The sequence below is a fragment of the Lichenicola sp. genome (genome assembly GCF_965198575.1).
GTDB lineage: Bacteria > Pseudomonadota > Alphaproteobacteria > Acetobacterales > Acetobacteraceae > Lichenicola.
In genome coordinates this window covers 2,679,724-2,701,431 of sequence record NZ_OZ240671.1, presented here as the reverse complement: position 1 = coordinate 2,701,431, position 21,708 = coordinate 2,679,724, and the positions used below count along the sequence as shown (strand labels likewise).

General features: G+C 66.9%; 23 protein-coding genes and 2 tRNA genes. 10 read left to right on the top strand and 15 right to left on the bottom strand.

Annotated elements, in window-relative coordinates; translation table 11 throughout:
- Positions 1–5: 5 nt before the first annotated feature.
- Positions 6–98: transfer RNA gene (locus tag ACOEQ2_RS12175), tRNA-Sec, on the top strand.
- Between the two features lie 10 nt (positions 99–108).
- Here the strand turns inward: ACOEQ2_RS12175 and nrfD are convergent.
- The 3 genes from nrfD to ACOEQ2_RS12160 are packed head-to-tail and all read right to left on the bottom strand — an operon-like array spanning position 109 to position 2,531.
- Positions 109–1,206, bottom strand: a complete 1,098-nt coding sequence (gene nrfD, locus ACOEQ2_RS12170; protein ID WP_419728241.1) for an NrfD/PsrC family molybdoenzyme membrane anchor subunit — start codon at positions 1,204–1,206, stop codon at positions 109–111.
- A complete protein-coding gene (locus ACOEQ2_RS12165; protein ID WP_419731212.1) occupies positions 1,206–2,261 on the bottom strand; it encodes a 4Fe-4S dicluster domain-containing protein in 1,056 nt (351 codons plus the stop codon). Before ACOEQ2_RS12165 ends, nrfD begins: the two co-directional genes overlap by 1 nt.
- A gap of 36 nt (positions 2,262–2,297) precedes the next feature.
- On the bottom strand, positions 2,298–2,531 hold the full coding sequence (locus ACOEQ2_RS12160) for a hypothetical protein (protein WP_419728240.1): 234 nt from the start codon (positions 2,529–2,531) through the stop codon (positions 2,298–2,300).
- A gap of 167 nt (positions 2,532–2,698) precedes the next feature.
- Here ACOEQ2_RS12160 and fdh point away from each other — a divergent pair, with 167 nt between their 5' ends.
- From fdh to ACOEQ2_RS12140, 4 genes are all read left to right on the top strand, one after another.
- On the top strand, positions 2,699–5,899 hold the full coding sequence (gene fdh, locus ACOEQ2_RS12155; RefSeq protein WP_419728239.1) for a formate dehydrogenase: 3,201 nt from the start codon (positions 2,699–2,701) through the stop codon (positions 5,897–5,899).
- Positions 5,889–6,206 carry a hypothetical protein gene (locus tag ACOEQ2_RS12150; RefSeq protein WP_419728238.1) on the top strand — a complete coding sequence of 106 codons (318 nt, stop codon included), beginning with the start codon at positions 5,889–5,891 and terminating at the stop codon, positions 6,204–6,206. The genes fdh and ACOEQ2_RS12150 overlap by 11 nt, the downstream gene beginning before the upstream one ends.
- 169 nt (positions 6,207–6,375) lie before the next feature.
- Positions 6,376–7,473: a transglutaminase-like domain-containing protein gene (locus tag ACOEQ2_RS12145; RefSeq protein ID WP_419728237.1), complete on the top strand. Its 1,098-nt coding sequence runs from the start codon at positions 6,376–6,378 to the stop codon at positions 7,471–7,473.
- A gap of 4 nt (positions 7,474–7,477) precedes the next feature.
- The gene (locus tag ACOEQ2_RS12140; RefSeq protein WP_419728236.1) at positions 7,478–7,885 is read left to right on the top strand and encodes a hypothetical protein; all 408 of its coding nucleotides are present in this window, start codon (positions 7,478–7,480) and stop codon (positions 7,883–7,885) included.
- Here ACOEQ2_RS12140 and ACOEQ2_RS12135 read toward each other — a convergent pair whose 3' ends face one another.
- The 4 genes from ACOEQ2_RS12135 to ACOEQ2_RS12120 all read right to left on the bottom strand — a co-directional run bounded on the left by ACOEQ2_RS12135 (position 7,886) and on the right by ACOEQ2_RS12120 (position 12,753).
- Positions 7,886–8,845 (bottom strand): NAD-dependent epimerase/dehydratase family protein, encoded by a 960-nt coding sequence (locus ACOEQ2_RS12135; RefSeq protein WP_419728235.1) that lies wholly within the window; start codon positions 8,843–8,845, stop codon positions 7,886–7,888.
- A 21-nt stretch (positions 8,846–8,866) separates the two neighbouring features.
- Positions 8,867–10,630 (bottom strand): fatty acyl-AMP ligase, encoded by a 1,764-nt coding sequence (locus ACOEQ2_RS12130; protein ID WP_419728234.1) that lies wholly within the window; start codon positions 10,628–10,630, stop codon positions 8,867–8,869.
- Between the two features lie 144 nt (positions 10,631–10,774).
- The gene (locus ACOEQ2_RS12125) at positions 10,775–11,947 is read right to left on the bottom strand and encodes an N-acetyltransferase family protein (protein WP_419728233.1); all 1,173 of its coding nucleotides are present in this window, start codon (positions 11,945–11,947) and stop codon (positions 10,775–10,777) included.
- Positions 11,944–12,753, bottom strand: coding sequence for a sterol desaturase family protein (locus tag ACOEQ2_RS12120; RefSeq protein WP_419728232.1), 810 nt, complete (start codon positions 12,751–12,753; stop codon positions 11,944–11,946). Before ACOEQ2_RS12120 ends, ACOEQ2_RS12125 begins: the two co-directional genes overlap by 4 nt.
- A gap of 113 nt (positions 12,754–12,866) precedes the next feature.
- Between ACOEQ2_RS12120 and ACOEQ2_RS12115 the strand changes: the two genes are divergently transcribed.
- The gene (locus tag ACOEQ2_RS12115) at positions 12,867–13,445 is read left to right on the top strand and encodes a DUF2141 domain-containing protein (RefSeq protein ID WP_419728231.1); all 579 of its coding nucleotides are present in this window, start codon (positions 12,867–12,869) and stop codon (positions 13,443–13,445) included.
- A gap of 6 nt (positions 13,446–13,451) precedes the next feature.
- On the opposite strand, the gene spt is transcribed toward ACOEQ2_RS12115, so the two are convergent.
- Both spt and ACOEQ2_RS12105 read right to left on the bottom strand, forming a co-directional pair.
- The gene (gene spt, locus ACOEQ2_RS12110) at positions 13,452–14,684 is read right to left on the bottom strand and encodes a serine palmitoyltransferase (RefSeq protein ID WP_419728230.1); all 1,233 of its coding nucleotides are present in this window, start codon (positions 14,682–14,684) and stop codon (positions 13,452–13,454) included.
- A gap of 3 nt (positions 14,685–14,687) precedes the next feature.
- On the bottom strand, positions 14,688–14,996 hold the full coding sequence (locus ACOEQ2_RS12105) for an acyl carrier protein (protein WP_419728229.1): 309 nt from the start codon (positions 14,994–14,996) through the stop codon (positions 14,688–14,690).
- A 3-nt stretch (positions 14,997–14,999) separates the two neighbouring features.
- Here ACOEQ2_RS12105 and ACOEQ2_RS12100 point away from each other — a divergent pair, with 3 nt between their 5' ends.
- The gene (locus tag ACOEQ2_RS12100; protein ID WP_419728228.1) at positions 15,000–15,698 is read left to right on the top strand and encodes an endonuclease/exonuclease/phosphatase family protein; all 699 of its coding nucleotides are present in this window, start codon (positions 15,000–15,002) and stop codon (positions 15,696–15,698) included.
- A 9-nt stretch (positions 15,699–15,707) separates the two neighbouring features.
- Here the strand turns inward: ACOEQ2_RS12100 and ACOEQ2_RS12095 are convergent, their stop codons facing one another.
- Both ACOEQ2_RS12095 and ACOEQ2_RS12090 read right to left on the bottom strand, forming a co-directional pair.
- Complete coding sequence (locus tag ACOEQ2_RS12095) at positions 15,708–16,298, bottom strand: cupin domain-containing protein (RefSeq protein WP_419728227.1); 591 nt, start codon at positions 16,296–16,298, stop codon at positions 15,708–15,710.
- Positions 16,299–16,328: 30 nt separating this feature from the next.
- A complete protein-coding gene (locus tag ACOEQ2_RS12090) occupies positions 16,329–16,508 on the bottom strand; it encodes a hypothetical protein (RefSeq protein WP_419728226.1) in 180 nt (59 codons plus the stop codon).
- A 235-nt stretch (positions 16,509–16,743) separates the two neighbouring features.
- Here ACOEQ2_RS12090 and ACOEQ2_RS12085 point away from each other — a divergent pair, with 235 nt between their 5' ends.
- Positions 16,744–17,619, top strand: a complete 876-nt coding sequence (locus ACOEQ2_RS12085) for an SDR family oxidoreductase (protein WP_419728225.1) — start codon at positions 16,744–16,746, stop codon at positions 17,617–17,619.
- A gap of 442 nt (positions 17,620–18,061) precedes the next feature.
- The gene (locus tag ACOEQ2_RS12080; RefSeq protein ID WP_419728224.1) at positions 18,062–18,508 is read left to right on the top strand and encodes a hypothetical protein; all 447 of its coding nucleotides are present in this window, start codon (positions 18,062–18,064) and stop codon (positions 18,506–18,508) included.
- 380 nt (positions 18,509–18,888) lie between these two features.
- Here the strand turns inward: ACOEQ2_RS12080 and ACOEQ2_RS12075 are convergent, their stop codons facing one another.
- The 4 genes from ACOEQ2_RS12075 to ACOEQ2_RS12060 all read right to left on the bottom strand — a co-directional run bounded on the left by ACOEQ2_RS12075 (position 18,889) and on the right by ACOEQ2_RS12060 (position 21,161).
- Positions 18,889–19,488, bottom strand: coding sequence for a hypothetical protein (locus ACOEQ2_RS12075; RefSeq protein WP_419728223.1), 600 nt, complete (start codon positions 19,486–19,488; stop codon positions 18,889–18,891).
- Position 19,489: 1 nt separating this feature from the next.
- On the bottom strand, positions 19,490–19,789 hold the full coding sequence (locus ACOEQ2_RS12070) for a hypothetical protein (protein ID WP_419728222.1): 300 nt from the start codon (positions 19,787–19,789) through the stop codon (positions 19,490–19,492).
- Positions 19,790–20,027: 238 nt separating this feature from the next.
- A tRNA-Arg gene (locus ACOEQ2_RS12065) sits at positions 20,028–20,104 on the bottom strand.
- Between the two features lie 58 nt (positions 20,105–20,162).
- Complete coding sequence (locus tag ACOEQ2_RS12060; protein ID WP_419728221.1) at positions 20,163–21,161, bottom strand: alpha/beta fold hydrolase; 999 nt, start codon at positions 21,159–21,161, stop codon at positions 20,163–20,165.
- Positions 21,162–21,421: 260 nt separating this feature from the next.
- On the opposite strand from ACOEQ2_RS12060, the gene ACOEQ2_RS12055 reads away from it, so the two are divergent.
- Positions 21,422–21,643, top strand: a complete 222-nt coding sequence (locus tag ACOEQ2_RS12055; RefSeq protein WP_419728220.1) for a zinc-finger domain-containing protein — start codon at positions 21,422–21,424, stop codon at positions 21,641–21,643.
- Positions 21,644–21,708 lie beyond the last annotated feature (65 nt).

Sequence of the window (21,708 nt, the reverse complement as noted above, 5' to 3'; positions counted from 1 at the left end):
GAAACGGAGGCGATTGGGGTCTGGTGGCCCTCCCAGTCTTCAAAACTGGTGGCCCGTGAATAACGGGCGGTGGGTTCGATTCCCATCCGCCTCCGCCATTGTTTCCGATCAGCGCTTGTTCTTTGCGTACATCAGCCGGCGCATCTTCTCGCGGATCGACCAGCCCTCGTCCTTCGCCGACAGGTTTTCCGGCTGGCTGAAGCGGAAGCTGATCTCGGGCCGGCGGGCAGACTCGTCGCCGATGCCGATCGTCGCCACACGCAGCAGCGCGCTGCCGGTGATCGCACCGATCGACGCGATCGCGCCGAGCTGGCGGGTGGTGCGGCGGTCGGTGAACAGCCCGACCAGCTGCAGCCCGAGCGGCATCACCAGTCCGAACCCGGTCACGCCGATCTTCTCGACCCGTCCGTATCGGCTCAGGCGCGCATCGGCGACGCCGGCCTTCTCATAGGTCCGGTCGGCGACCAGGCCGGCCACGAATTCGGTCGCCAGCGCCACCGCGGCCACGCCCTCGAGACGCCGTCGCATGCCGGTTTCGGGCTCGAGCAGCGCCAGCGCCGATGCCGCCGCGGCAATCGAGGAGGCGGCAAACCGGACCGGCAGGGTGCGCGGAGCCGCGGCCCAGAACGGCGTGCTGGTGGCCGACAGCAGCGTCGCCGTGTAGCTGCCGAGGCCGGCGCCGGTGAGTGCGGCCGGGACCTGGGCAATGCGGGCGGCGGTGTTCATCCAGGGCCGCGTACCGGGCAGCAGGGCCGACACCATCTCGGCGCCGGCGCTGACACCGGCGAACCCGGTGAAGCTCATCAGGATCCAGGTGCCGATCGACATCGGCGAGGTGTGCTTGGCGATCCGCAGCATGTTGTAGAAGCGTTGCGGGGTGTGCAGGTCCCAGATCAGCAGCGGCGACCCGAGCACCGGCGCCAGCAGCGACATGTAGCGGGCATTGCGGACGGTGATCCGTGCGGAGTCCGGCCGCAACGTGTCGGCGATGGTCGACACCACCATGCCGGCACCGGACAGACCGGCGAGGAAGATGTACGCGCCGACCACCCACTCGTTGAACGGCGAGGCCTTCAGCTGCGAGCGGCCGTAATAGGTCGGCCCGGACCAGCGCGGACGCTGCGGCATCGCCCGCTCGGAGCTGTCGACGGGGATCTCGGCCTTGTCCTCGGGGCCGAGCTCGGGGGCCTTGTAGGTGCTCGACATCAGTGCAGCCTCGCACCGGAACCCGCGGGCGGCTCACGGCCAACGACGGCAGCCACCGCAATCGCCAGGCCGGCCATGGCCGCGAACCCGGACAGCAGGCCGGGCAGCACGCGGCGCGATGCGCGGGTCGGGGCGACCGGCAGGTTGTAGATCTCCGGGCGGTCGGTCAGCAGGAAGAACGCGTTGAGGTGGCCGAGATCACCGGTGGCCCCCGGCTCGCCAGGCGCGCCATACAGGTAGGCGCTCTCGACGCCGCGCTCATGCAGCTCCGCGACGCGGGCACGGGCACGGGCGGTCAGCACCGGGATCTCGCCGAACTGGATAGAGTCCGTCGGGCAGGACTTGGCGCAGGCCGGCTCCAGCCCGCCCTTCAGCCGGTCGTAGCAGAGCGTGCATTTATGCGCCTTGCCGTCGATCGTGCTGAGATCGACGACGCCGAACGGGCAGGCCGGCACGCAGTAGCCGCAGCCGTTGCAGATGTCCTGCTGCACCACGACGGTGTCGAACTCGGTCTTGAACAACGCGCCGGTCGGGCACGCCTCCATGCAGGGCGGGTTGTGGCAGTGCTTGCAGACGTCGCTCATCATCAGCCAGCCGCTCTGGAACGCCTGCTGGTTGTTGTCGCGGACGCCGCCCTGGCCGCTGTGGTTGCCGCCGCCATGCGTCGTGCTGGTATTGCTCTTGCCGTCGCCGCAGCCGCAGCCCCCGCCCGCCTTGGCGTCGCTCCCCGTGCCGCTCCCGCACCCGGTCTTCGCGGCCGGGACACCGCCCATGTCGCCGGTCTTCTCGATGAAGTTCACGTGGCGCCAGGTATTGGCCGACAGCGCGCCGGTGTTGTCGTAGCTCTGCCCGGTCAGGCCGATATTGTCCGCCGGCAGGTTGTTCCATTCCTTGCAGGCCACCTCGCACGCCTTGCAGCCGATGCAGACGGTGGTGTCGGTGAAGAAGCCGTACGACTTGCCAGGCACGATCAGCGAGCCGGAGGTCAGCTCGCTCTCGTTTCGCATCACCCGGTCGAGGCTGGATTGCGTGTAGTCCTGCAGGCGGGCGTGCATGTCCACGATGGCTGGCTCCTCAAGGGTGCAGGGACGTCAATTGCCGGACGCGTCAGCGACCTCGATGGACTTCGCAACCATACCGATGATGTTCCGCGGCTGCATATAGGTGACCCGTACACGGGCCTGTGTGTGCTGCAGCGGCGCCAGCTGCTCGGGCTCCGCCATCGAGCCGTGGCCCAGGGTGAACAGGTGCGATACGCCGTTCTCGTCGGTCAGTTGGAAGCGGCTTTCCTGCACGATCGTCACCTTCCCGGTCATCGTCGGCATCGTCACCACTCCTTGCGCGGCCACACGTCTCACCTGTCCGTGCGTCGGGCGCGAACAACTCGTGATAGCCGATCCAGTTGCGATCCGGCGTGGAAACGTGCAGCGTCGGTGGGCAATCGGCAGCACGGTGACGTGCCTGTTGGATTGGCTGGATTGGGAGACCGCGGGTGAAGAGGCTCAACAAGGGGATCGGCGCCCGCACCCGGGACTTCCTGCGCGACTGGAGCCTTCCCCGCCAGCTCGCCGGCGAGAACCTGTTCACCGACGCCTCGCGCAGCCACGCCTCCGACACGCTGCGCCCGCGCCTGGAAGAGGCCGACCGTGTCGGGACGAGCGTGTGCCCGTACTGCGCCGTCGGATGCGGCCAGCTGATCTACGCCAAGAACGGCAAGCCGATCCATATCGAGGGCGATCCGCGCAGCCCGGTGAACCAGGGCACGCTCTGCCCCAAGGGTGCCGGCACGCTCGGCATGCTGCTGTCGCCGGAGCGCGTCGCGACCACGATGTATCGCGCCCCCTACTCCGACACGTGGGAAGAGAAGCCGCTCGACTGGGCGATGGAGCGCATCGCGCAGCTCACCAAGGAAACCCGCGACGACACGTTTGCCGAGACGCTGCCGGATGGGCGGGTGATCAACCACACGCTGGGCCTCGGCTCGCTCGGCGGCGCCACGATGGACAACGAGGAAAACTACCTCATCAAGAAGTTGTTCAACGGCGGCCTGGGAATGGTCTGTATCGAGAACCAAGCCCGAATTTGACACTCCTCATCGGTGCCCAGTTTGGGTACCTCCTTCGGCCGCGGCGCTGCCACCATGTCCCTGTGGGATCTGGAAAGCTCCGACTGCATCGTCGTCATGGGCTCCAACATGGCGGAGAACCACCCGATCGCCTTCCGCTTCGTGGTGGAAGCCAAGCGTCGTGGTGCGACCATCATCCATGTCGATCCGCGCTTCACCCGCACGTCGGCACTCGCCGACATCCATGCGCCGATCCGCACCGGCAGTGACATCGCGTTCCTGGGTGGCATCATCCACTACGTGCTGGAGAACGATCTCTGGTTCAGGGAATACGCGCTGAACTACACCAACATCGCCCACATCATCGAGGACGGCTATCTCGGGCCGGACGATAATGACGGCGTGTTTTCCGGCTTCAACGAGGCGAACGGCTCCTACACGACCGACACCTGGCAGTACAAGGGCAAGATCGTGCCGTCCGCGGTGTCCGAACATCGGGCGCACGAGGAGCACAAGAACGAGGACGGCGAGTACGAGGCGATGACCGAAAGTCGCCCGCCGGTCGACATGACGCTGCAGCACCCGAACTGCGTGTACCAGATCCTGAAGCGGCATTACGCACGCTACACGCCCGAGATGGTCGAGCAGATCACGGGATGCCCGCAGGAGACATTCCTGCGAGTCGCCGACAGTCTTGCGCGCAATTCGGGCCGCGAGCGCACCGGCGCGTTCTGCTACGCGGTCGGCTGGACGCACCATTCGGTGGGCGTGCAGATCATCCGTGCCGCGACGATCGTGCAAAGCCTGCTGGGCAATGTCGGGCGTCCCGGCGGCGGCATCATGGCGTTGCGCGGCCATGTCAGCATCCAAGGCTCGACCGACATCCCGACGCTCTACAACATGCTGCCGACCTACCTGCCGCAGCCGAACGTGATGCAGGAACACGGCACGCTCGAGAAATACCTGCACACGGAAACCCCCACCACCGGCTGGTGGGCGAACATGCCGAAATACATGGTGAGCCTGCTAAAGGCCTGGTACGGCGAGGGCGCCACCGCAGAGAACGAATACGGCTACCAGTATATCCCCAAGCTGACCGGCGACCTCTCGCAGGAGCCGATGACGCTCGCGATGTCGGACGGGATGGTGAAGGGACAATTCATCCTGGGCCAGAACCCGGTGGTGGGCTCGGTCAATTCCGACATGGTGGTGAAGGGCTTCGCCAAGCTCAAATGGATGGTCGTGCGCGACTTCGCCATGACCGAGACTGCGAACTTCTGGAAGGACAGTCGCGTCGTGCAGCGCGGCGAGCTGACGCCGGACCAGATCGGGACCGAGATGTTCTTCCTGCCGGCGGCGATGCCGGGCGAGAAGGACGGCACCGTCACCAACACCAGCCGGCTGGTGCAGTGGCACGACATGGTCTGCGAGGCGCCTGGCGACAGCCGGTCCGACCTCTGGTTCATCTACCATCTCGGGCGTCGGCTGAAGGAGCTTTATGCCGACAGCACCGAGCAGCGCGACCAGGGTCTGCTTGCGCTGACGTGGGATTATCCGGTGCGGGGCGAGCGGCTAGAGCCCGATCCGGACGCGGTGCTGCGCGAGATCAACGGCTACACCGTCGCCGACCGCAAGCAGGTCGCCGGCTTCACCGACCTGAAGGATGACGGCAGCACGGCCTCTGGCGGCTGGGCGTATAGCGGCATCTATCCGGCCGACGGCCAGAACCTCTCCCGCTCGCGCAAACCGGACCTGCCCGGTGGACCGAACAGCCATGCCGGCTGGGCGTACTCGTGGCCGTCGAACCGCCGCACGCTGTACAACCGCGCGTCCGCCGACCCCGAGGGCAATCCCTGGTCGGAGCGCAAGAAGAGCGTCTGGTGGGACGAGGAGAAAAAGACCTGGACCGGTAACGATGTTCCGGATTTCCAGAAGGACAAGCCACCCAGCTACCGGCCGGACTGGAGCACGCGTCCGCACGGCATGGACGCGCATAGCGGGGCCGACCCGTTCATCATGGAAGCCGACGGCAAGGCCATGATCTTCGTGCCGAGCGGCCTGAAGGACGGCCCGCTGCCGGCGCATTACGAGCCGGTCGAAAGCCCGGTGAAGAACCTGATGTATGTCACCAGGTCGTATAATCCGGTGGCCAAGCTGTGGGAGCGGCCAGGCAACGAGATGCACGCCGCCGAGGATCCGGACTACCCGTACATCTTCACCACATACCGTCTGACCGAGATGCATTGCGGCGGTATCGCGACGCGGGTGATGCCGCACACGGCGGAGTTGCAGCCGGAAGCGTTCGTCGAGATCTCGACCGAGCTGGCAGCGATTCATGGCCTGAAGAGCCTGGACTGGACCGTGCTCTCGACCAAGCGGGGCGAGATCGAGGTCAAGGCGCTGGTGACCGAGCGGATGCGCGCCTTCAGGCTGGGTGGCCGTCTGGTGCACCAGATCGGGATGCCGTGGATGTACGGCCACGAAGGCTACGCGACCGGCGACATCGCCAACGTGTTGTTCGCCATCAGCGGCGATCCGAACGTCAGCATCCACACCACCAAGGCGATCACGGTCAATCTGAGGCCAGGCCGCCTCTCCCAGAAGGGAGGTCACGCGCATGCCGGATGAGCGCGTCGCCGAAGCGGTCGCGCTGCTGGACACGGCATTGGCGGCCGCTCCGAAACGGGACGGTGCCTCGCTGTCACGCGCCGTCGTCCTGCTGAGCGCGCTGCGCGACGAGATGGCGGCACGCGACGGTCGTCGAACTCCGGAGAGCCGCGACCGGCTGGTCCGGTTGAACGGGATCCTGAGCGCCATCCTGGCGGTGCATTTCCCACTCGGCGACCCGCCCTGGGAGGAACTCAGGAACGCCAAGACGTGGCTTGGTGAGCTCGAGGGCACGGCTCCGCAGGACAGGCAAGCCGCTCTGACCTGACCTGCAGCGGGTCGGTACCGGGCTGCCACTGCTTGAATTGCGCCAGCGCGAAGCGTCCGTGACGGCGCCGCGTTGGCCGACTGCCGCCGACACGTCATGATACGCGCATGACCGGACCCTGCTGCACGACCTTGCCTCACCAGCACCCTGCCCGGGGGGCAATCCGCCGATGATCCGCCGCCGTGATATGCTCTGCACGGGCGCGGCTGCCCTGGCCGTGGCACCGATCCAGGCGCGCGCCTCCGGCTCCGGTGCCAGGATGGCGCCGCACCCGCAAGCTGACACCGCCGGCTGGCGCGACTTCGAGATCACCACATCGGTGTCGCTGCAGGATGCACCTGGCGCAGCGCAGCTCTGGCTGCCTTTGGCGCAGACCGCCGGCGGCTACCAGGTCAGCCGCAGCGTGCGCTGGCAGGGCAACGGCACGGCGGCGATCACCCGCGATGACCATTACGGCGCCGGCATCCTGCGCATCGACTGGACAGCCGATGCGGCGACCGCGCCGAAAACCATCCAGCTCGTGCAGGTGGTGGCCACCCGGGATCGCGGCGCCGCCGGTCCGATGGTCGCCGCGTCCGAGGTGGAACGCCGGTTCTGGACCCAGCCCACCGACAGCCTGCCGACCGATGGCATCGTGCGCGCAACCGCGGAGCGCATCGTCGCCGGCCGCACCGACCCAAAGGACCGGTTGCGCGCCCTGTACGACTGGGTCGTGGACCAAACCTCGAGGGACCCGAAAACCCCGGGTTGCGGCACCGGCAACATCCGGTCGATGCTGACCAGCGGCCATCTCGGCGGCAAATGCGCGGACATCAACAGCCTGATGACCGGGCTTGCCCGCTCGGTCGGCTTTCCGGCGCGCGACGTCTATGGCATCCGCGTTGCCGCCTCGACCCGTTTTCCGCAGCTCGGCGCCAACGGCACGGTGTCGAAGGCGCAGCATTGTCGCTCCGAGGTCTATCTCGAGGATGCCGGCTGGTTCCCGGTCGATCCTGCCGATGTCCGCAAGCTGATGCTGGAGCGGCACCTGCGACTGGACGACCCCGAGATCGTGGCAGCCCGCGAGCGGCTGTTCGGGAACTGGGAGATGAACTGGGTCGGCTTCAACAGCGCCACCGACATCGTGCTGCCGGGTGCGCCTGCCGGCCACACGCCGAACTTCCCGTTCCTGATGTATCCGTGCGCCTTGACCAGCGCCGGCCAGCCGGACTGCCTGGATGCAGACCGATTCCGCTACGAGATCACGTCGCGCGACGTGACTGCCTGAAGCGATGCGCACCGTCTCCATGCTCATGGTGCTGCTGCTCGCAGGCTGCGCGACCGCTGCTCCGGCCGTCACCCGGTTCGATGGCCGGTATGTCGGCACCGAGACACCGGATACGAGCGACCCCGTCTGCACCGGGGCGCCACGGCCGATCGTCTTCGACGTGGTCGGCGACACGATCCGGCTGCGCACCCACGCACGCTACCAGCTCGACGGCAACGTCCACGCCGACGGCAGCATCGAGATGGCCGACGGCACCGGCGAGAACGAGATCACCGGCGCCATCCGCGACGGCCGGCTGAGCGCCAACGCCTCGTCGAGGCCGCCGCATGGCAGGAGGGTGCATGCCGACGACGCCTCGCGCCCCGCCTGCCTGTCGACGATCGATGCCGTCCTCCAGCCCCCGGACCGGTAGTCAGGCAGGCGCTTCCCCGGCCTGATCGAGCGTCCGCCACCAGGCAGCCGTGTCGGTGAGCCCGCTTCGCAGGTCGATCGTCGGCTGCCAGAGATCGGCCGGCAGCTGCATCGTCCGGTCGGGTCGCCAGTCGCGATGCAGGATCTCGCGTGCCTTGCCGCGGCCGAACAAGGGTGCCTGCGCGATCACCCTGCCCCACAGGTCGCTCAGGCTGCCGGCGCCGAGGATCAATCCGTCCGGGACCGGCACGATACGCGGCGTCTGGCCGAGCAGCCCGGCCGCCAGCGTGATGATCTCCCGCCAGGCGTGGCCGTCCAGGCAGCCGTCGCAAAGCTCGAACACGGCTCTCGACGGACCGCCGGCGCAGACGGCGACGATGGCGGTGGCAGCGTCACGCGCGTGGATCATGGCGATGCGCGGCTCCGGCGCCGCCGAAACCGGGATCAGCCTGCGCCGGACGAGGCGGGAGAGCGCTATGCCTTCGCGGTCGCCCGGCCCGTAGATCACGCAGGGCCGCAGGATGATCCAGTCCAAGCCGGCAAGTTCGGCAACCACCGCGTCCTCGGCCGCGCGTTTGCTGGCGGCATAGGCCGAGAGCGAGGGCTCGCGCGCGGCCTGCGACGACACCAGGATGAAGCGGGCGGACGGGGCCTGGCGACGCACGATCCCGGCCAGCCGCGCCGTGCCATCCCGGTTGATCGCCATGAAGTCGGCCGGACGCGGCGCCTTGGTCAGGCCGGCGACATGCACCACCACCGCCGCATCCTGCACCAGCCGGCCGAGCGCTGCCGCATCGTCGAGATCACCCGGGACCGGTTCCACGCCATGCTGGGCCTGCGGCGGCGCGAACAGGTCGTGCCGCATCAGCACGCGGACGACCCACCCGGCTTGCAGCAGTGCCGCCACCACATGGCGGCCGAGGAACCCGGTGCCACCCGTTACGGCGGCGATCTTCTGCATCGATGATCGTGCCTGGTCGGGCTAGGCGAGCGCCGGGGCGTCCGGCACCGAAGCGGTCGGCAGAGTCCCGGCCAAATAGAGCTGGCGCGTGGCCGAACGGCTCAGCTTGCCCGACGAGGTGTACGGCAGCGCGCCGGGCGGCAGCAGCATCACCCGCCCGTCCAGCCCATGCTGCACCCGAACGTTGTCGCCGATGTCGGCGATCACCCGCTCGAGCCCGGCCGGGTCGGACACGTTGCGGGCGGCGACGGCCAGGATCAGTACCTCGCGACCATCTTCCTCGACCGAGAACGCCGCGACGTTGCCGGTGCGGACCTGCGGCACGGTCTGCTCGATGGTCCACTCGATGTCCTGCGGCCAGATGTTGCGGCCGTTGATGATGATCAGGTCCTTGGCGCGGCCGGCAACCACCAGCATGCCGTCGAGCCAGTAGCCGACATCGCCGGTATCGAGCCAACCGTCGGGCGACAGCACCGAAGCGGTCTCGTCGGGGCGGCCGTCATAGCCGCGCATCAGGCTGGGGCCGCGTGCAAAGACCCGACCGACGGTGCGGTCTGGCAGCCGGGCGCCCAGGTCGTCGCGGATCTCGATCTCGTGCCCGGGGATCGCCCGGCCGCACAGCACTAGCTCCCGGACCCGGGCATCCGGCTGCACGGGCGCCGCGGCGACACCATCCGCCTCGAGCCGGTCGAGGTCGACGAGATCCGTCTCGAAGCCGCGATCGATTGGCGCGAAGCTGATCGCGAGCGTCGCCTCGGCCATGCCGTAGCTCGGCAGGAAGGCCTCGGGCCGGAACCCGCGGGCGGCGAACATCTCGGCGAACCCGGTCAGCACGCCCGGCCGGATCATGTCGCCGCCGATGCCGGCAATGCGCCAGCATGACAGGTCGAGCTCGCTATCTTCGGCAGGCCGCTCCCGCCTGGCACACAGATCGTAGCCGAAGCTCGGGCTGTACGAGATGGTGCCGCGGCCACGCGAGATCAGCGACAGCCACAATTGCGGCCGGCGCACGAAATCCTGTGTCGCCAGCAGGTCGACGCTGACCTGGCCGGCCATCGGGGCGAGCAGGAAGCCGACCAGCCCCATGTCGTGATAGAGCGGCAGCCAGGACACCGCACGATCCTCGGGCCGGATATCCAGCCCGTGCGTCAGGATGCCGGCGGCGTTGGCCATCAGCGCGTTCTGGTGCACCACCACGCCGCGCGGGAAACGGGTGCTGCCGGACGAGAACTGCAGGTAGGCGATGTCGTCCGGTCCGATCGTCGGAAGCTCCGAATGCGCACTCGCCTGATCGGGCGCGACCCCGTCCCACAGCGAGGCGATCGTGCCGCAGATCCGCAGGTCGAGGTCGCCGGCCGATGGCGCGATCCAGCCGACCAGGGCCTCGGGCGCCAGCAACGCGCTCGCCCGGGCTTCGGTGACCAGCCGCCGCACATGCGACACGTAGGTGTCGCGGCCGGCGAACGCGACCGGCAACGGCAGCGGCGCCGGGATCAGCCCGGCGTACTGGCAGGCAAAGAAGGCGCGGACGAAATCCGGAGTGGTTTCGGCGATCAGCGCCACCCGTTCTCCACGCACCAGGCCGAGTGCGAGCAGACGATGTGCCAGCAGCCGCGCATCATGGGCCAGCTCGGCGTAGGGCAACGCCTTGGTCAGCTCGCCGCGGACCGAGTAGAAATCGAGGCCGCTCCTGCCGAGTGCCGCGTATTCGAGCGCATCCAGGAGAGTCGCGAAATCGCCTTTGCGCTGGATGAGACCGCTGATCGTTGCGGTGGACCCCGACATTCGGCTTCATCTCCCGAGGATTGGACGAGGGGCGCATCCTCCCGATAGGTCGCCTGCGCGATCCGCCATGCAGATCGCGATGTCGGCATCACTCGTTGGCTTAATCGGGGCGGTCGTGAGCGTCAACAAACCGGAAGCCTGGTCTCACGCGGCCGTGTGCGCTTCGAGGCGTTTCTCGTAGATCCGGTAGGTCTTGTAGGCATGGCCGCCGACTGCCTCGGCCAGGTGCCGCATCGGCAGGTTGTCCTCGAGGATCCACGACATCTCGACCGACTTCATGCCGACTGCCATGGCCTCGCGCCGCAACGCCTCGACCACGTGCAGCGACAGCAGCTGCCCGAGCATGCCGCTGCCGTAGCGGCGGCGCACACCCATCAAGGGCACCCGCCCGGTGGCGACCCCCGATCGCTTCAGCCGCCACAGCAGCTTGGCCCAGCCGAACGGCAGCAACCGGCCGGACAGGTCGCGGATCGCCTCGTTCAGGTTCGGCAGGCATAGCCCGAACGCCGCCGGCTCGCCATCGACCTCGGCGAACCAGACCAGGCGCTCCTGCAGCAGCGGCTTCAGCGCCTTGGCAGTATGCGCGACCTCCGCCTCGGTGATCGGGACGAAGCCCCAGTTGCCGGTCCAGGCGTCGTTGTAGATGTCGACCAGGGCTGCGACATCGCTCTTCAACGTTGCCATCCGCAGCGGCCGCAGCGTGACGTTCTTCGGCAAGCCACGCGCGACCATCGCCGCCGCGGTGGGTGGCAGGGCGGCGGTGGTGTCGCAGAGATAGGCATACACGTCGCGGACCTTGCCGTAGCCCAACGCCAGCAGCCGGTCGTTCACGTAGGGCGGATCGTGCGGCATCATCAGCATCGGTGGCGTGTCGAAGCCCGCCACCAGCAGGCCGGTCTCCTCGTTGATCGACAGGCTGAACGGACCCCGCATGCAATCGAGCCCGCGGGCAGCGAGCCAGGTTTCGGCGGTGGCGAGCAGGGCCGCGAACACCTCGGGATCGTCGATTGCCACCAGCATGCCGAAATTGCCGATGCGGCCGCCATCGTCGCCATGCGCCAGGTGATCCTCCTGGGCGCTGATCCGGCCGACATCACGGCCGTTCCGGGTGGCGATCCAGAGCGCCACGTCGGCATGCAGGAAGAACGGATTGCTGCGCGGCGTGAGGGCGGCACGGCGCTCGGCGCGCAGCGGGGCGATGTAGGAGGGATCGTCGCGGAGCAGGAATTCCGGCAGCCGGATGAAGCGCTCGAGCGCCCGCCTGCCGACGACGGGCACGATCTCGATCGATGAGGTCATCATCTGCAGCGTCGTCAAGCGGTCTCGCGGCGGCGCATCGCTGCGTCACCGGCCGACGCCTTGCCCGCGGGCGCATTGCCGGACGGCGGGCGATCGAGCGGCGGGCCGCCGGACAGACGCGCGACCCAGGGGAAACGCGTCGCCTCGCTGGCGTCATAGCCGAGATTGAACACGTGCGGCGACCGCTTCCGCTCACGCGCGGAGGCGTAATAGGTGCCGAACAGCCGATCGATCACGAACGAGGTAATGCCGTAATTGCCGACCTCGTCGTGGAAGTGATGCGCCAGGTGCAGCTCCTTCATCCGGCGCAGCAGGCGGTTGCGCGGCTTGAAGTTCAGGTGCTGGACGCAGTGGCAGAACTCGTAGGCGCAAGTGATGAGCAGCCCGGCGCACACCGCCGCCGCCGCGCCGCCCGCCCCGCCGCCGACCACCCAGCCGAGCGGGATCAGGATCACCAGGATGGTGGGCAGCGTGGTGACCGGCGAGCCGAACAGCACGTCCATCCGGTACGGATCCTGGTGATGATCGAAGTGGATCCGCTTCCACAGCGAGGCGGTCAGCGGCGAGCGATACAGGAACTTCGCGTGCAGCACGAAGCGATGCAGCAGGTACCAGGCCAGCGGGTAGGCAGCCGCAGTCGCCAGCACCGCCAGGATCGGGCGCCACGGACCGGAGCTTTCGCGGATCGCGACGGCGAGGCTGACCAGCGCGCCCAGCAGATACACATGCACCGCCGGATGCGTGCGATAGGCGGCGAACAGGTCCGACAGGGTCATCCGGCCGAGATCGAAACTGCGTCCATGGTGGCGCCAGCTTCTATACATCACGTACTCCTGGACGCCGTCCAAGTGGAGGGCGTCATCGAACGAAGTCAACAATCCCGGGTTGCACCCGGCGCCGTACTGCGCAAACTCCAGGGATCATGCACCAATCGTCCATGTCCGCTCAACGGGGCCGCCGGTCCCGCCTGCAATCCTGGCTGGTCGGAGGCGGTCTCTGGATCCTGTTCGGGCTGGCATCTCCCGCCGCCTCGCTGGCCGACCCCGCGTCACCCGCCCCGCCGGAAAGTGCCCCGCCTCGAAGCGCCCCTCCTGAAAGCGCCCCTCCAGAAAGCGCCAGAGCCTGCACGACGCCCGATGAGGCGGCGCCGGACCGGCTGCTGATCACGGCGATCGGGGTCAGGCGGGTCGCCGGCAACATCACCTATACTCTCTATGGCAACCGACCGGAGGCGTTCCTGGCGCATCGCGGCTCGATTGCCCTCACCCGCGTCATGCTGGCGGGCAGTACGGCCACCGCCTGCTTCGTTGTGTCGCGGCCAGGCACTTACGCGGTCGCCGTGTATCACGACGAAAACAACAACCACCATTTCGACCGATCGCTCATCGGCCTGCCGGTAGAGGGCTACGGCTTCTCGAACAACGCGTCGGCCTTCATGGCTCCGCCCCCGTTCAGCGCCGCGCGCTTCACCGCGGGACCGGGCGACACCAGGCTGTCGATCACTCTTCGTTACTAAAAGGCTTCAGCTGGCGATCCGCTGCAGGACCGGTTCCGCCTGGATGACACCGAGTTCGGCGCCGATGGTCGCAATGGCATCGACTGCACGTGCAATCTGCGTCGTGGTGTGCACGGCACTAACGCTGGTCCTCAGCAGGGACAGGCTCTGCGGTGTCGCCGGCGGCAGGGCCAGATTCACATAGACCCCGGCCTCGAGCAGCCGGTTCCAGAACGTCACCGCGGTCTCCGGATCGGCGAGGCGGATCGCGACGATCGGGCTGACGGTCGGGCCGAGCAGGAAGCCCGCCCCGGTCAGCCCGTCATAGAGCTGCGAGGCGTTCCGGTGCAGCCGCGTCCGGAGGTCGCCGCGCTCCTGCACCAGGGTCAGCGCCCGTGACAGCGCGGCCACCACGGCCGGCGGCAGCGACGCGGAGAACATGTAGGCGCGCGAGGCCAGCCGCAGCAGCTCGAAATCAGGCACGTCGGAGGCGCAGAAGCCGCCGATGCCGCCCATGCTCTTGCTGAACGTACCCACGATGAAGTCGGCATCCGCCTCGGCACCGGCCTCCTCGGCCAGACCGCGGCCATGCTGGCCGAGCACGCCGAGCGAGTGCGCCTCGTCGACCAGCAGGTAGGCACCGGTCTCGCGCTTCACCGCGGCCATCTCGCGCAGCGGCGCCACGTCGCCGAGCATGCTGTAGATGCCCTCGACGACTATCAGGTTCTCGCCGGGGCTTGCGGGATCGGTGCGCTCGGCCAGCAGGCGGAGGCGACGATAGAGATCGTCGGGGTCGTTGTGCCGGAACCGGGTCACCTTGGCGCCGCCGAGCCGGGCGCCGTCATAGATGCTGGCGTGGCTGTCCGCATCGAGCAGCAGGTTGTCGTCCCGACCGGCCAGTGCCGAGAGGATGCCGACATTCGCCTGGTAGCCGGTGGTGAACAGCATGGACTCGCGGCGTCCGAGGAAGCGCGAGATCTGCTCCTCCAGTGCTGCATGCACACCGTAGGTGCCGTTGGCGATCCGCGACCCGGTGGTGCCGGTGCCGTCCAGCTGCAGCGCCTCTGTCGCGGCCTCGATGCAGCTCGGATCCTGGGTGAGCCCGAGATAGTTGTTGGTCCCGAGCAGCAGGACGTCGCTCGATCCGAGCCTGGCCTCGGTCGGCGACAGGATCTCGTCGAACACTACCGCGAACGGGTCGCGGCCGCCGGTCAGCAACCGGGCGTAGCTCTGTTTCAGAGCGCTATATTTGCCAAGCATCGACTAGACTGGAACCTGTTTCAGAGCCGGCTGCAGGAGTGCAGCGAGATCACCGACCGTACGGACATCGGCAATGCCGTCGATCGGGATGATGGTGTCGAACCGGGTCTCGAGCGCCATGACGAAATCCATCACCGAAAGCGAGTCCAGCTTGAGGTCGCCGACGATGGTGGTTTCCTCCGTCAGATGCTCCGGCATGCCAGGAGGCCGTCCGGGGAGGGAATTCAGGACCTGGGAGATCTTCAGGATGGTGTCTTCGTCCGCCGCCAATGAACGCCTTCCTTTGCGGCCAACGAGCCATGTCTGGAGCATACCATGATCACCTCGATCCGCAACTCGACCGCGCCCGGGCGGCCTGCAGGATCCGGGGATACGAGCCCCGCCATGCGGCTGCGGATCCTGAGCTGGAACCTGCTCCGGACCCGTGGCGCCACCACCGCGGATATCGGGCGGCTGATCGAGCTGCACAACCCCGACCTGGTCATGATGCAGGAAGCGACTGCGGCGATCGACGGCCTGCCTGGGCTGATCGGCGGCCACTATGCCCGGGAGCCGATGCTGCGGCGCAGCCACGGGCCGGCTGTCTGGAGCCGGCAGCGGTTCGACGCGGTGGCCGAGACGCTGCCGATCGCCGGCCGGCTCGACCTGCCGGTGCCGATCTTCCGCGCGGTCTCCCCGCGCCTGGCGCTGGTCGTGCGACTCGGCTGGCTGCGGGCTGCCACGGTGCATCTGGATCATGGCCAGCGTGCCAACCGGCGCCAGCTCCGCCACCTGCTCGCCAGCCACCCACAGCTCGACATGGTGATCGGCGACTTCAACGCGCTGGGACCGACCGGCCTGCCCGGCTTCAGAGATGTCGGGCCGCGGGTCGCGACGCACCGCGCGCATGGTCTGCTGCCGCTGCGGCTGGATCGCTGCCTGGTGCGCGGGCTGCAGTGCACGGCGTCGAGCGCCCTCGCCTATGGCCGGTCCGACCACCGGCCGATCCTGCTCGATCTCGCGGCCGTCGCCTGAACAGCCGGTTCAGGCGGGATGCCAGAGCCGTGGCAGCGGACCGTCGGTGCCGACCAGTGGATCGCTGTGCGGGAACACCAGGTGCCGCATGCAGTCGAGTGCCTCGGGCGGCAACGCGCTGCGGCGGATGTCCCAGTGCTGGTCCGGCGGATAGGCACCCACCACGAGGAAGTCGTTGTCCGCGCTCAACCGGCAATGCCCGGTGCCGGCGGGCAGCACCACCACGTCGCCTGCCTGAACGGTGACCTGGCGACCACCTGGGCCACCGAGCATCAGCTCGGCAGACCCGCCGGCGAACCCGAGCACCTCGTGCGCGGTCGAATGGAAGTGGTGGAACGGATAGACGCCATTGCGCCATTGCGGCGGCCAGCCGTTGCGGGTGAACAGCGCCTCGAACGTCGAGGCCGGATCCCGGCCGGCCACCGGCACCGCACCCCGGTAGAGGATCACCGGCAGGTGCTGGTTGTTCGGCACCCAGTCGTTCGGCGGCAACAGGAAGTGCTCGACCTCGCCGTCCGCTGCCTCAGCGTGACCGGTGCCGGCAAGCTCGATCCCGAGGCCGGCAAGGAGAGCCTGGAACTGGCGGCGATCGAGATCCATGGCGGCGTGCTCCGGAGTCCGGACTGGAGGCTATTTCGGTGGGGTGGCGGGCGTCGGAGCGGCTGGCGCCGCGAGCACCTGGCTGGCTGGAGTGCCGGTGCCGGTGCCGAGATGGTTGCCCGGCCGATGCGGATAGAGCCACGCTGCGACTGCGCCCAGCACCGCAGCTCCGACAAAGGCCGCGAGCAGGATCGGAAGGTAGGGTTTCATTCCGCCATCCAGCCAGGACGATGCCAGCGCCGCCCTTATGGGGGTGTGCTCACATCACGTTGAGTGCCGTCCCGATCCGGAAGGCCCGCGATGGCCAGTGTGTCCCGCCATTGCCGAAAATCCAAGCGTCCGTGCCAGCCGTCGAGGCGACCAGTCCCGTAAAGATCGGCCGGCGGTCGCTGAACCCTGGACCGGGTGTCATCGTTCGCTCGGGCGATCCATCAGGAGAACCGCCATGACCGTCGACCCGCGCGACCGCTTCCCCAAGCCCCCCTTCAAGCCGCAGACGCAAGGGTTCCCCGGTCTGTCGGCGAAGATGCATCCGCAGCCCGATCACGGCGAAGCCAGCTACACGGGCTCCGGCAAGCTCACCGGGAAGGTGGCGCTGATCACCGGCGCCGATTCTGGCATCGGTCGCGCCGTGGCGATCGCCTATGCCCGCGAAGGCGCCGACGTCGCGATTTCCTACCTCAACGAGGAGAGCGAGGATGCGCAGGAGACCGAGCGCTGGGTCCTCGAGGCCGGGCGGCGCTGCCTGAAGCTGCCGGGTGACATTTCGCTGGTGCCGAATGCGCGCGCGCTGGTCGAGAAGACCGTGGCCGAGTTCGGCAAGCTCGACCTGCTGGTGAACAACGCTGCCTTCCAGGCTACCCGGAGCTCGATCGACGAGATCAGCGAGGAGGAGTGGGACCAGCATTTCGCCGTGAACATCAACGCGATGTTCTACATCACCAAGGCTGCGGTGCCGCATCTCAAGCCCGGCAGCGTGATCATCAACACCTCGTCGGTGAACTCCAAACATCCGATGCCGGCCCTGCTGGCTTATTCCGCGACCAAGGCGGCGATCGCCAACTTCACGCTCGGCCTGGCGCAGATGCTGGTCGAGAAGGGCATCCGGGTGAACGCCGTGCTGCCCGGCCCGATCTGGACGCCCTTCATCGTCACCGGAATGGACGAGGACAGCCAGAAGACCTTCGGCAGCCAGGCCCCGATGGCCCGCCCCGGCCAGCCCGGCGAAGTCGCCCCCGCGTATGTGCACCTGGCGGCCGACGAGAGCAGCTACACGACCGGCGCGCTGTATCCGGTGCATGGCGGCATGCCGATCTACTGAGGCTTCGAAGAGCCGCCCCGGGGAGCTATCCTTGGGGCGGTTCATGAGTCGGCGAAACCGTTATCCGCTCAGGTTCAGGGTATTGAACGAAGTAATGAACTCCGCCGGCTATTTCTGACCTGGTTGAACCGCGACGACTGTCACCCGTGGGAGAGAGGTTTCCCTCGTAACCTATTAATCGAAGAAAATGGCAGACTGACTGGCGTTCCGGAAAATGCCGGTGTAATTTATGACATGAGATACATGGCCGGCCGTAGATCAGCCGGCGGCGTGCCGTCATCTCCAGGACGCATGAATTGCGGTAAGAGAATGATCCGGTTTCCTGGCATAGGTCGCCTGTTCCAATAGTATCGGGTTTGCCTGGAAATTTTGGGGCGCATTACCGAGGAGCGTATGGCGGTCGTGGAGGCTTTTGAGGCACCGCAGTGACCGAGTAAGGCAGGTGCTGGCGCAGCTGCCGGCGACCGACCGCATTGCCGAGCTGGTGGTCGACGGGACCGGCGTTGGCGCTCCGGTGGTCGACGCGATGCGGGAGATGGACCTGCACCCGATCGCGGTCACGATCACCGCGGGCCGGGAGGTCCACGTGAAGTCGGGCAACACTGTCACGGTGCCAAAGTCGGTTCTGGCATCTTCGCTCGACATCACCCTGGCCGAGGACCGGTTCAACATAACGCCCAGCGCCATCGCGTCGGCAGCATTCAAGGCGGAGCACCGGGGCTTCGACGTCAAGATCAAGGCCGGCGCCAGGAACGAGAGCATGGAGGCTGGGCGCGAGGGCATCCACGACGACTTGGTGCTGGCCGCCGCGACGGAGATTTGGCGCGGAGAGAACCTGCCGCACCCGGCCGAGTGGATCATGATGCGGCGAAGCGTGTTCGAGCGCTAACGAATTGATAGCGGCCGACCAGCAGCCTCTTGCGGTGGAGGACCAACTACCTGAGGTTCAATAGTCCTAAGCTGCGACGCAAAGCAGGGGTAGGCGGGGCTAACTACGGTATCATGATGGGTTGAACTAGTTACCCTACATCTATCAGCGCAGTGAGGCGCCCGAAGGTTAGTTGATCAATACCACAGCCTATGGCGTTGACGACCAACTTGCGCTCGTCGCTATCTCAATCAACTCTTGTTCAGTGACAGACCGCGACGCGCCGGACACACAGATTCGCAAGTACTCTGGTCGCCAATTCGTGGGGATTTTTCGAAGTTGTGTTCCGGATATTCCCGTAATATGGTGGTGACACCGATCGCCATTTTCCGTGCACTGGTTCAGGCTGCTACCAGCGGGAAGGTTGGATTGGTCGAAGACCCAATAAACTGCCGGGGTCGACGCGATGACCGAATAGAAGTTGGCAATGTGGGCGCATACAGTTCCGCTGTCGCGTACTGCACACTCATGTTCGAAACAGGAAACTGCTTGCGAGCCATTCTCGGCTCGTTGAGGCCGGAATGCCAAGTCCTTAAATTGCTTCCTGTTAGAATCATAGTGGTGAACGGGATTGACGACTCTAACGAAGGCCATCGAACGGCTTCCACCTGCTCAGCAACAGTTGATAGAAGTTCGGCCGCCTGGTAAATCGACAGTCCTTCTTTATAGATCTTTTCTTCGTTCTCGACTTCGTAGACAAACCTTATCTTACCGTCGGTCTCTAGCGTTATTTCAACGTAATGGTCTCCCTCGTAAGCGGTGATCATGATCTCGCCGTCAGTTCCAGGAAAAGCATCAGTCGTTGGAAACCCGCAGTTTTGGTAAATGGAAACGAACGCTGTAGCCAGCGCTATAGCTCGACGCGTTGGTGCCACGCCTGCCCCGTAGTTCCAGCCAACAGGAAGGTTAGAAAAGCCTTCGAGCTTCTGAATTGTGGTCATGCTAGGAGCCTAAGTTCTTTTTTGACACTTCTTCGGCAGTCAACACTGGTGCGCCAGTAATGCGCTCGTAGTCCGCAACCCGGGCCATAAGAGCGACTGCTAAAGTCTTGGCCATTGGAGGGCTCATGATCATGAGCTGGAGAGGCCTCCCGCCTAAACGAACAACTGCCATGACCTCGGTTGCCGAACAGCTGGTTATAACGGAATTAAAAACGAAGTTCGGGATTTGTCCCATAGCGGCGATCTGCTCGACCTGCTCGGTCTCGAGACCACGATCTTCATCTACCAACTCGTCTACCATCGATCCGGCTCACGCCTTCCGCCTTGAAAGAGCATATTGCAGTGCTCTATCGCTCCTGCATAGCGGAGACCAACGCATCAGACGCTAATAGGATTAACCGATCATCTACGCCGTCTTCCACCATCTTATATGGTGCTGGCTGACGGCCCGCGGAAGGCTAGATGCTGCAACACACCCTTATACCTGCCCGTATACCACTTCCAAAACACCGCCTAAGTTCTTGATGCCATTGACACGGTGGCGGACCCGAAAGGATTCGAACCTTCGGCCTTCGCCTTCGGAGGGCGACGCTCTATCCAGCTGAGCTACGGGTCCCGCGCCCGCTGCATAACCCGAAGCGGTCCCGAATGCCAGTCCCCGGATGGGGGCCCGGTCAGCGCGGGTCGGGGGCCACCAGGCCGTCCAGGTTGCCCGGCAGCCACAGCGGCACGGTGTCGTCCCAGCCTTGCCCCGCGACCCAGCCGGCAGCGGCAATGTCGCCACCCGAGGGCAGCGCCTGGTCGGGGGTCAGGATCCAGGAGGCGACGTCGCCGATCACCGCCGAGCGGTTCAGGTCGCGCATCAGCAGGTGATAGCCGGATGGATAGAAGCTCCGGCGCACGTCGGACGGCAGCAACGCCCAGGTGGCGGCGGTCGATCGGGCCGGCACCAGCTGGTCGCGGCCGCCATAGGTCACCAGCATCCGGGCATGCACGTGGGCGGCCGCCTGCTGCGCCCGGCTCATCAGCTGCACCAGGCCCTGCAGCGTCGAGGCGCGGGTGGTGCGCACGGTCAGCGGGTCGTAGCCGAGGCGGTAGAGGGCCGCGAGGTTGTCGCTGGCGGTGATGTGCAGCGGCAGCTCGTGGCCGGTCAGCTCCCAGTCGGGGGCCAGGGTAGCGGCTGCCCAGAGCGACGCGGTCATCACCGGGTCCATCTGGTCGCGGCTCCAGACCGCCGGCGCCAGCAGGATGTACCCGGCAACCGGTGGCGCCTCGGGGCTGGCGGCCAGGCAGAGCAGCACCGCACCGCCCATGCTCTCGCCCATCAGATAGAGCGGCACCCCCGGCTCGCGGGCGGCAACCAAGCGGGCAAGTTCAGCGGCATCGGAGACCATACGGTCAGTGCCGGCCCAGCGACCGCGCAACGGCGCCTGGCCGAAGCCACGCTGGTCCGGCGCATAGAGACTGATCCCGCGCGAGGCCAGCACCGGTGCGGACAGCTCCCATGCATCGCGGCTGTCGTTGAAGCCGTGGAGGGCCAGGATCACCGCCTGCGGGCGACCACCCACCGCGGGCCACAGCCGCGCCGGCAGCCGGGCGCCATCGGCCAGCGTGAACACGAGGTCGGCCGGAACCAGCCGGCGATCGGCGGCATGCGCAGCCGAGGGGGGCACGTGGGGCCTGTGCAACGCCGTATTGCTGCAGGCGCCGAGCAGAAGTCCGCACGCGAGCGCAAGTCCAGCGTGCCGCTTGCGCAGCGTCCGGGACCACGTCCGGGGCAGCGGGCGGCCAGGGACCGCGCGGCATTGGAGGGCGTCGGTCTGGATCGGGGGCGGGATTGGTGTCAGGGGATCGGGACCGGCAGAGGTTTCAAAGCGGGACGGTCCTGCGTATCATCCTGCCTTCTCCCAGGCCAACCTTCGAGGCGACACGCATGGCGTTCGGCGCAGCCACTCCCACCCCACAGCTCGGGCCTGCCGCCATCGAGACCATCACCGTGACCAGCCGCGTGCTCGCCTGCGACGGCGGCGACGGCCCGCTCGGCCATCCGCGCGTCTGGCTGCGCATCACCGGGCAGCAGACCTTCTGCCCGTACTGCTCGCGTGTGTATGTGCTGGCGCCGGGCGCCGGCGAAGGCGACGATACCGGCCATTGACCAACTCTCCCGACCAGCCGGCTGTCGAGCCTGAGCCCGACGCCATCGACGCCGAGGCGTTGACC

Coding starts and splice junctions, on each gene's coding strand:
- ACOEQ2_RS12095 (WP_419728227.1), bottom strand. CDS start 16,298: ATGGATCTCGATCGCCGCCAGTTCCAGGCTCTCCTTGCCGGCCTCGGG.
- ACOEQ2_RS12145 (WP_419728237.1), top strand. CDS start 6,376: ATGATCCGCCGCCGTGATATGCTCTGCACGGGCGCGGCTGCCCTGGCC.
- spt (WP_419728230.1), bottom strand. CDS start 14,684: ATGCTTGGCAAATATAGCGCTCTGAAACAGAGCTACGCCCGGTTGCTG.
- ACOEQ2_RS12135 (WP_419728235.1), bottom strand. CDS start 8,845: ATGCAGAAGATCGCCGCCGTAACGGGTGGCACCGGGTTCCTCGGCCGC.
- ACOEQ2_RS12100 (WP_419728228.1), top strand. CDS start 15,000: ATGATCACCTCGATCCGCAACTCGACCGCGCCCGGGCGGCCTGCAGGA.
- nrfD (WP_419728241.1), bottom strand. CDS start 1,206: ATGTCGAGCACCTACAAGGCCCCCGAGCTCGGCCCCGAGGACAAGGCC.
- ACOEQ2_RS12160 (WP_419728240.1), bottom strand. CDS start 2,531: ATGCCGACGATGACCGGGAAGGTGACGATCGTGCAGGAAAGCCGCTTC.
- ACOEQ2_RS12085 (WP_419728225.1), top strand. CDS start 16,744: ATGACCGTCGACCCGCGCGACCGCTTCCCCAAGCCCCCCTTCAAGCCG.
- ACOEQ2_RS12090 (WP_419728226.1), bottom strand. CDS start 16,508: ATGAAACCCTACCTTCCGATCCTGCTCGCGGCCTTTGTCGGAGCTGCG.
- ACOEQ2_RS12115 (WP_419728231.1), top strand. CDS start 12,867: ATGTCCGCTCAACGGGGCCGCCGGTCCCGCCTGCAATCCTGGCTGGTC.
- ACOEQ2_RS12105 (WP_419728229.1), bottom strand. CDS start 14,996: ATGCTCCAGACATGGCTCGTTGGCCGCAAAGGAAGGCGTTCATTGGCG.
- ACOEQ2_RS12150 (WP_419728238.1), top strand. CDS start 5,889: ATGCCGGATGAGCGCGTCGCCGAAGCGGTCGCGCTGCTGGACACGGCA.
- ACOEQ2_RS12130 (WP_419728234.1), bottom strand. CDS start 10,630: ATGTCGGGGTCCACCGCAACGATCAGCGGTCTCATCCAGCGCAAAGGC.
- ACOEQ2_RS12070 (WP_419728222.1), bottom strand. CDS start 19,789: ATGGTAGACGAGTTGGTAGATGAAGATCGTGGTCTCGAGACCGAGCAG.
- ACOEQ2_RS12120 (WP_419728232.1), bottom strand. CDS start 12,753: ATGTATAGAAGCTGGCGCCACCATGGACGCAGTTTCGATCTCGGCCGG.
- ACOEQ2_RS12140 (WP_419728236.1), top strand. CDS start 7,478: ATGCGCACCGTCTCCATGCTCATGGTGCTGCTGCTCGCAGGCTGCGCG.
- ACOEQ2_RS12165 (WP_419731212.1), bottom strand. CDS start 2,261: ATGCACGCCCGCCTGCAGGACTACACGCAATCCAGCCTCGACCGGGTG.
- ACOEQ2_RS12075 (WP_419728223.1), bottom strand. CDS start 19,488: ATGACCACAATTCAGAAGCTCGAAGGCTTTTCTAACCTTCCTGTTGGC.
- ACOEQ2_RS12055 (WP_419728220.1), top strand. CDS start 21,422: ATGGCGTTCGGCGCAGCCACTCCCACCCCACAGCTCGGGCCTGCCGCC.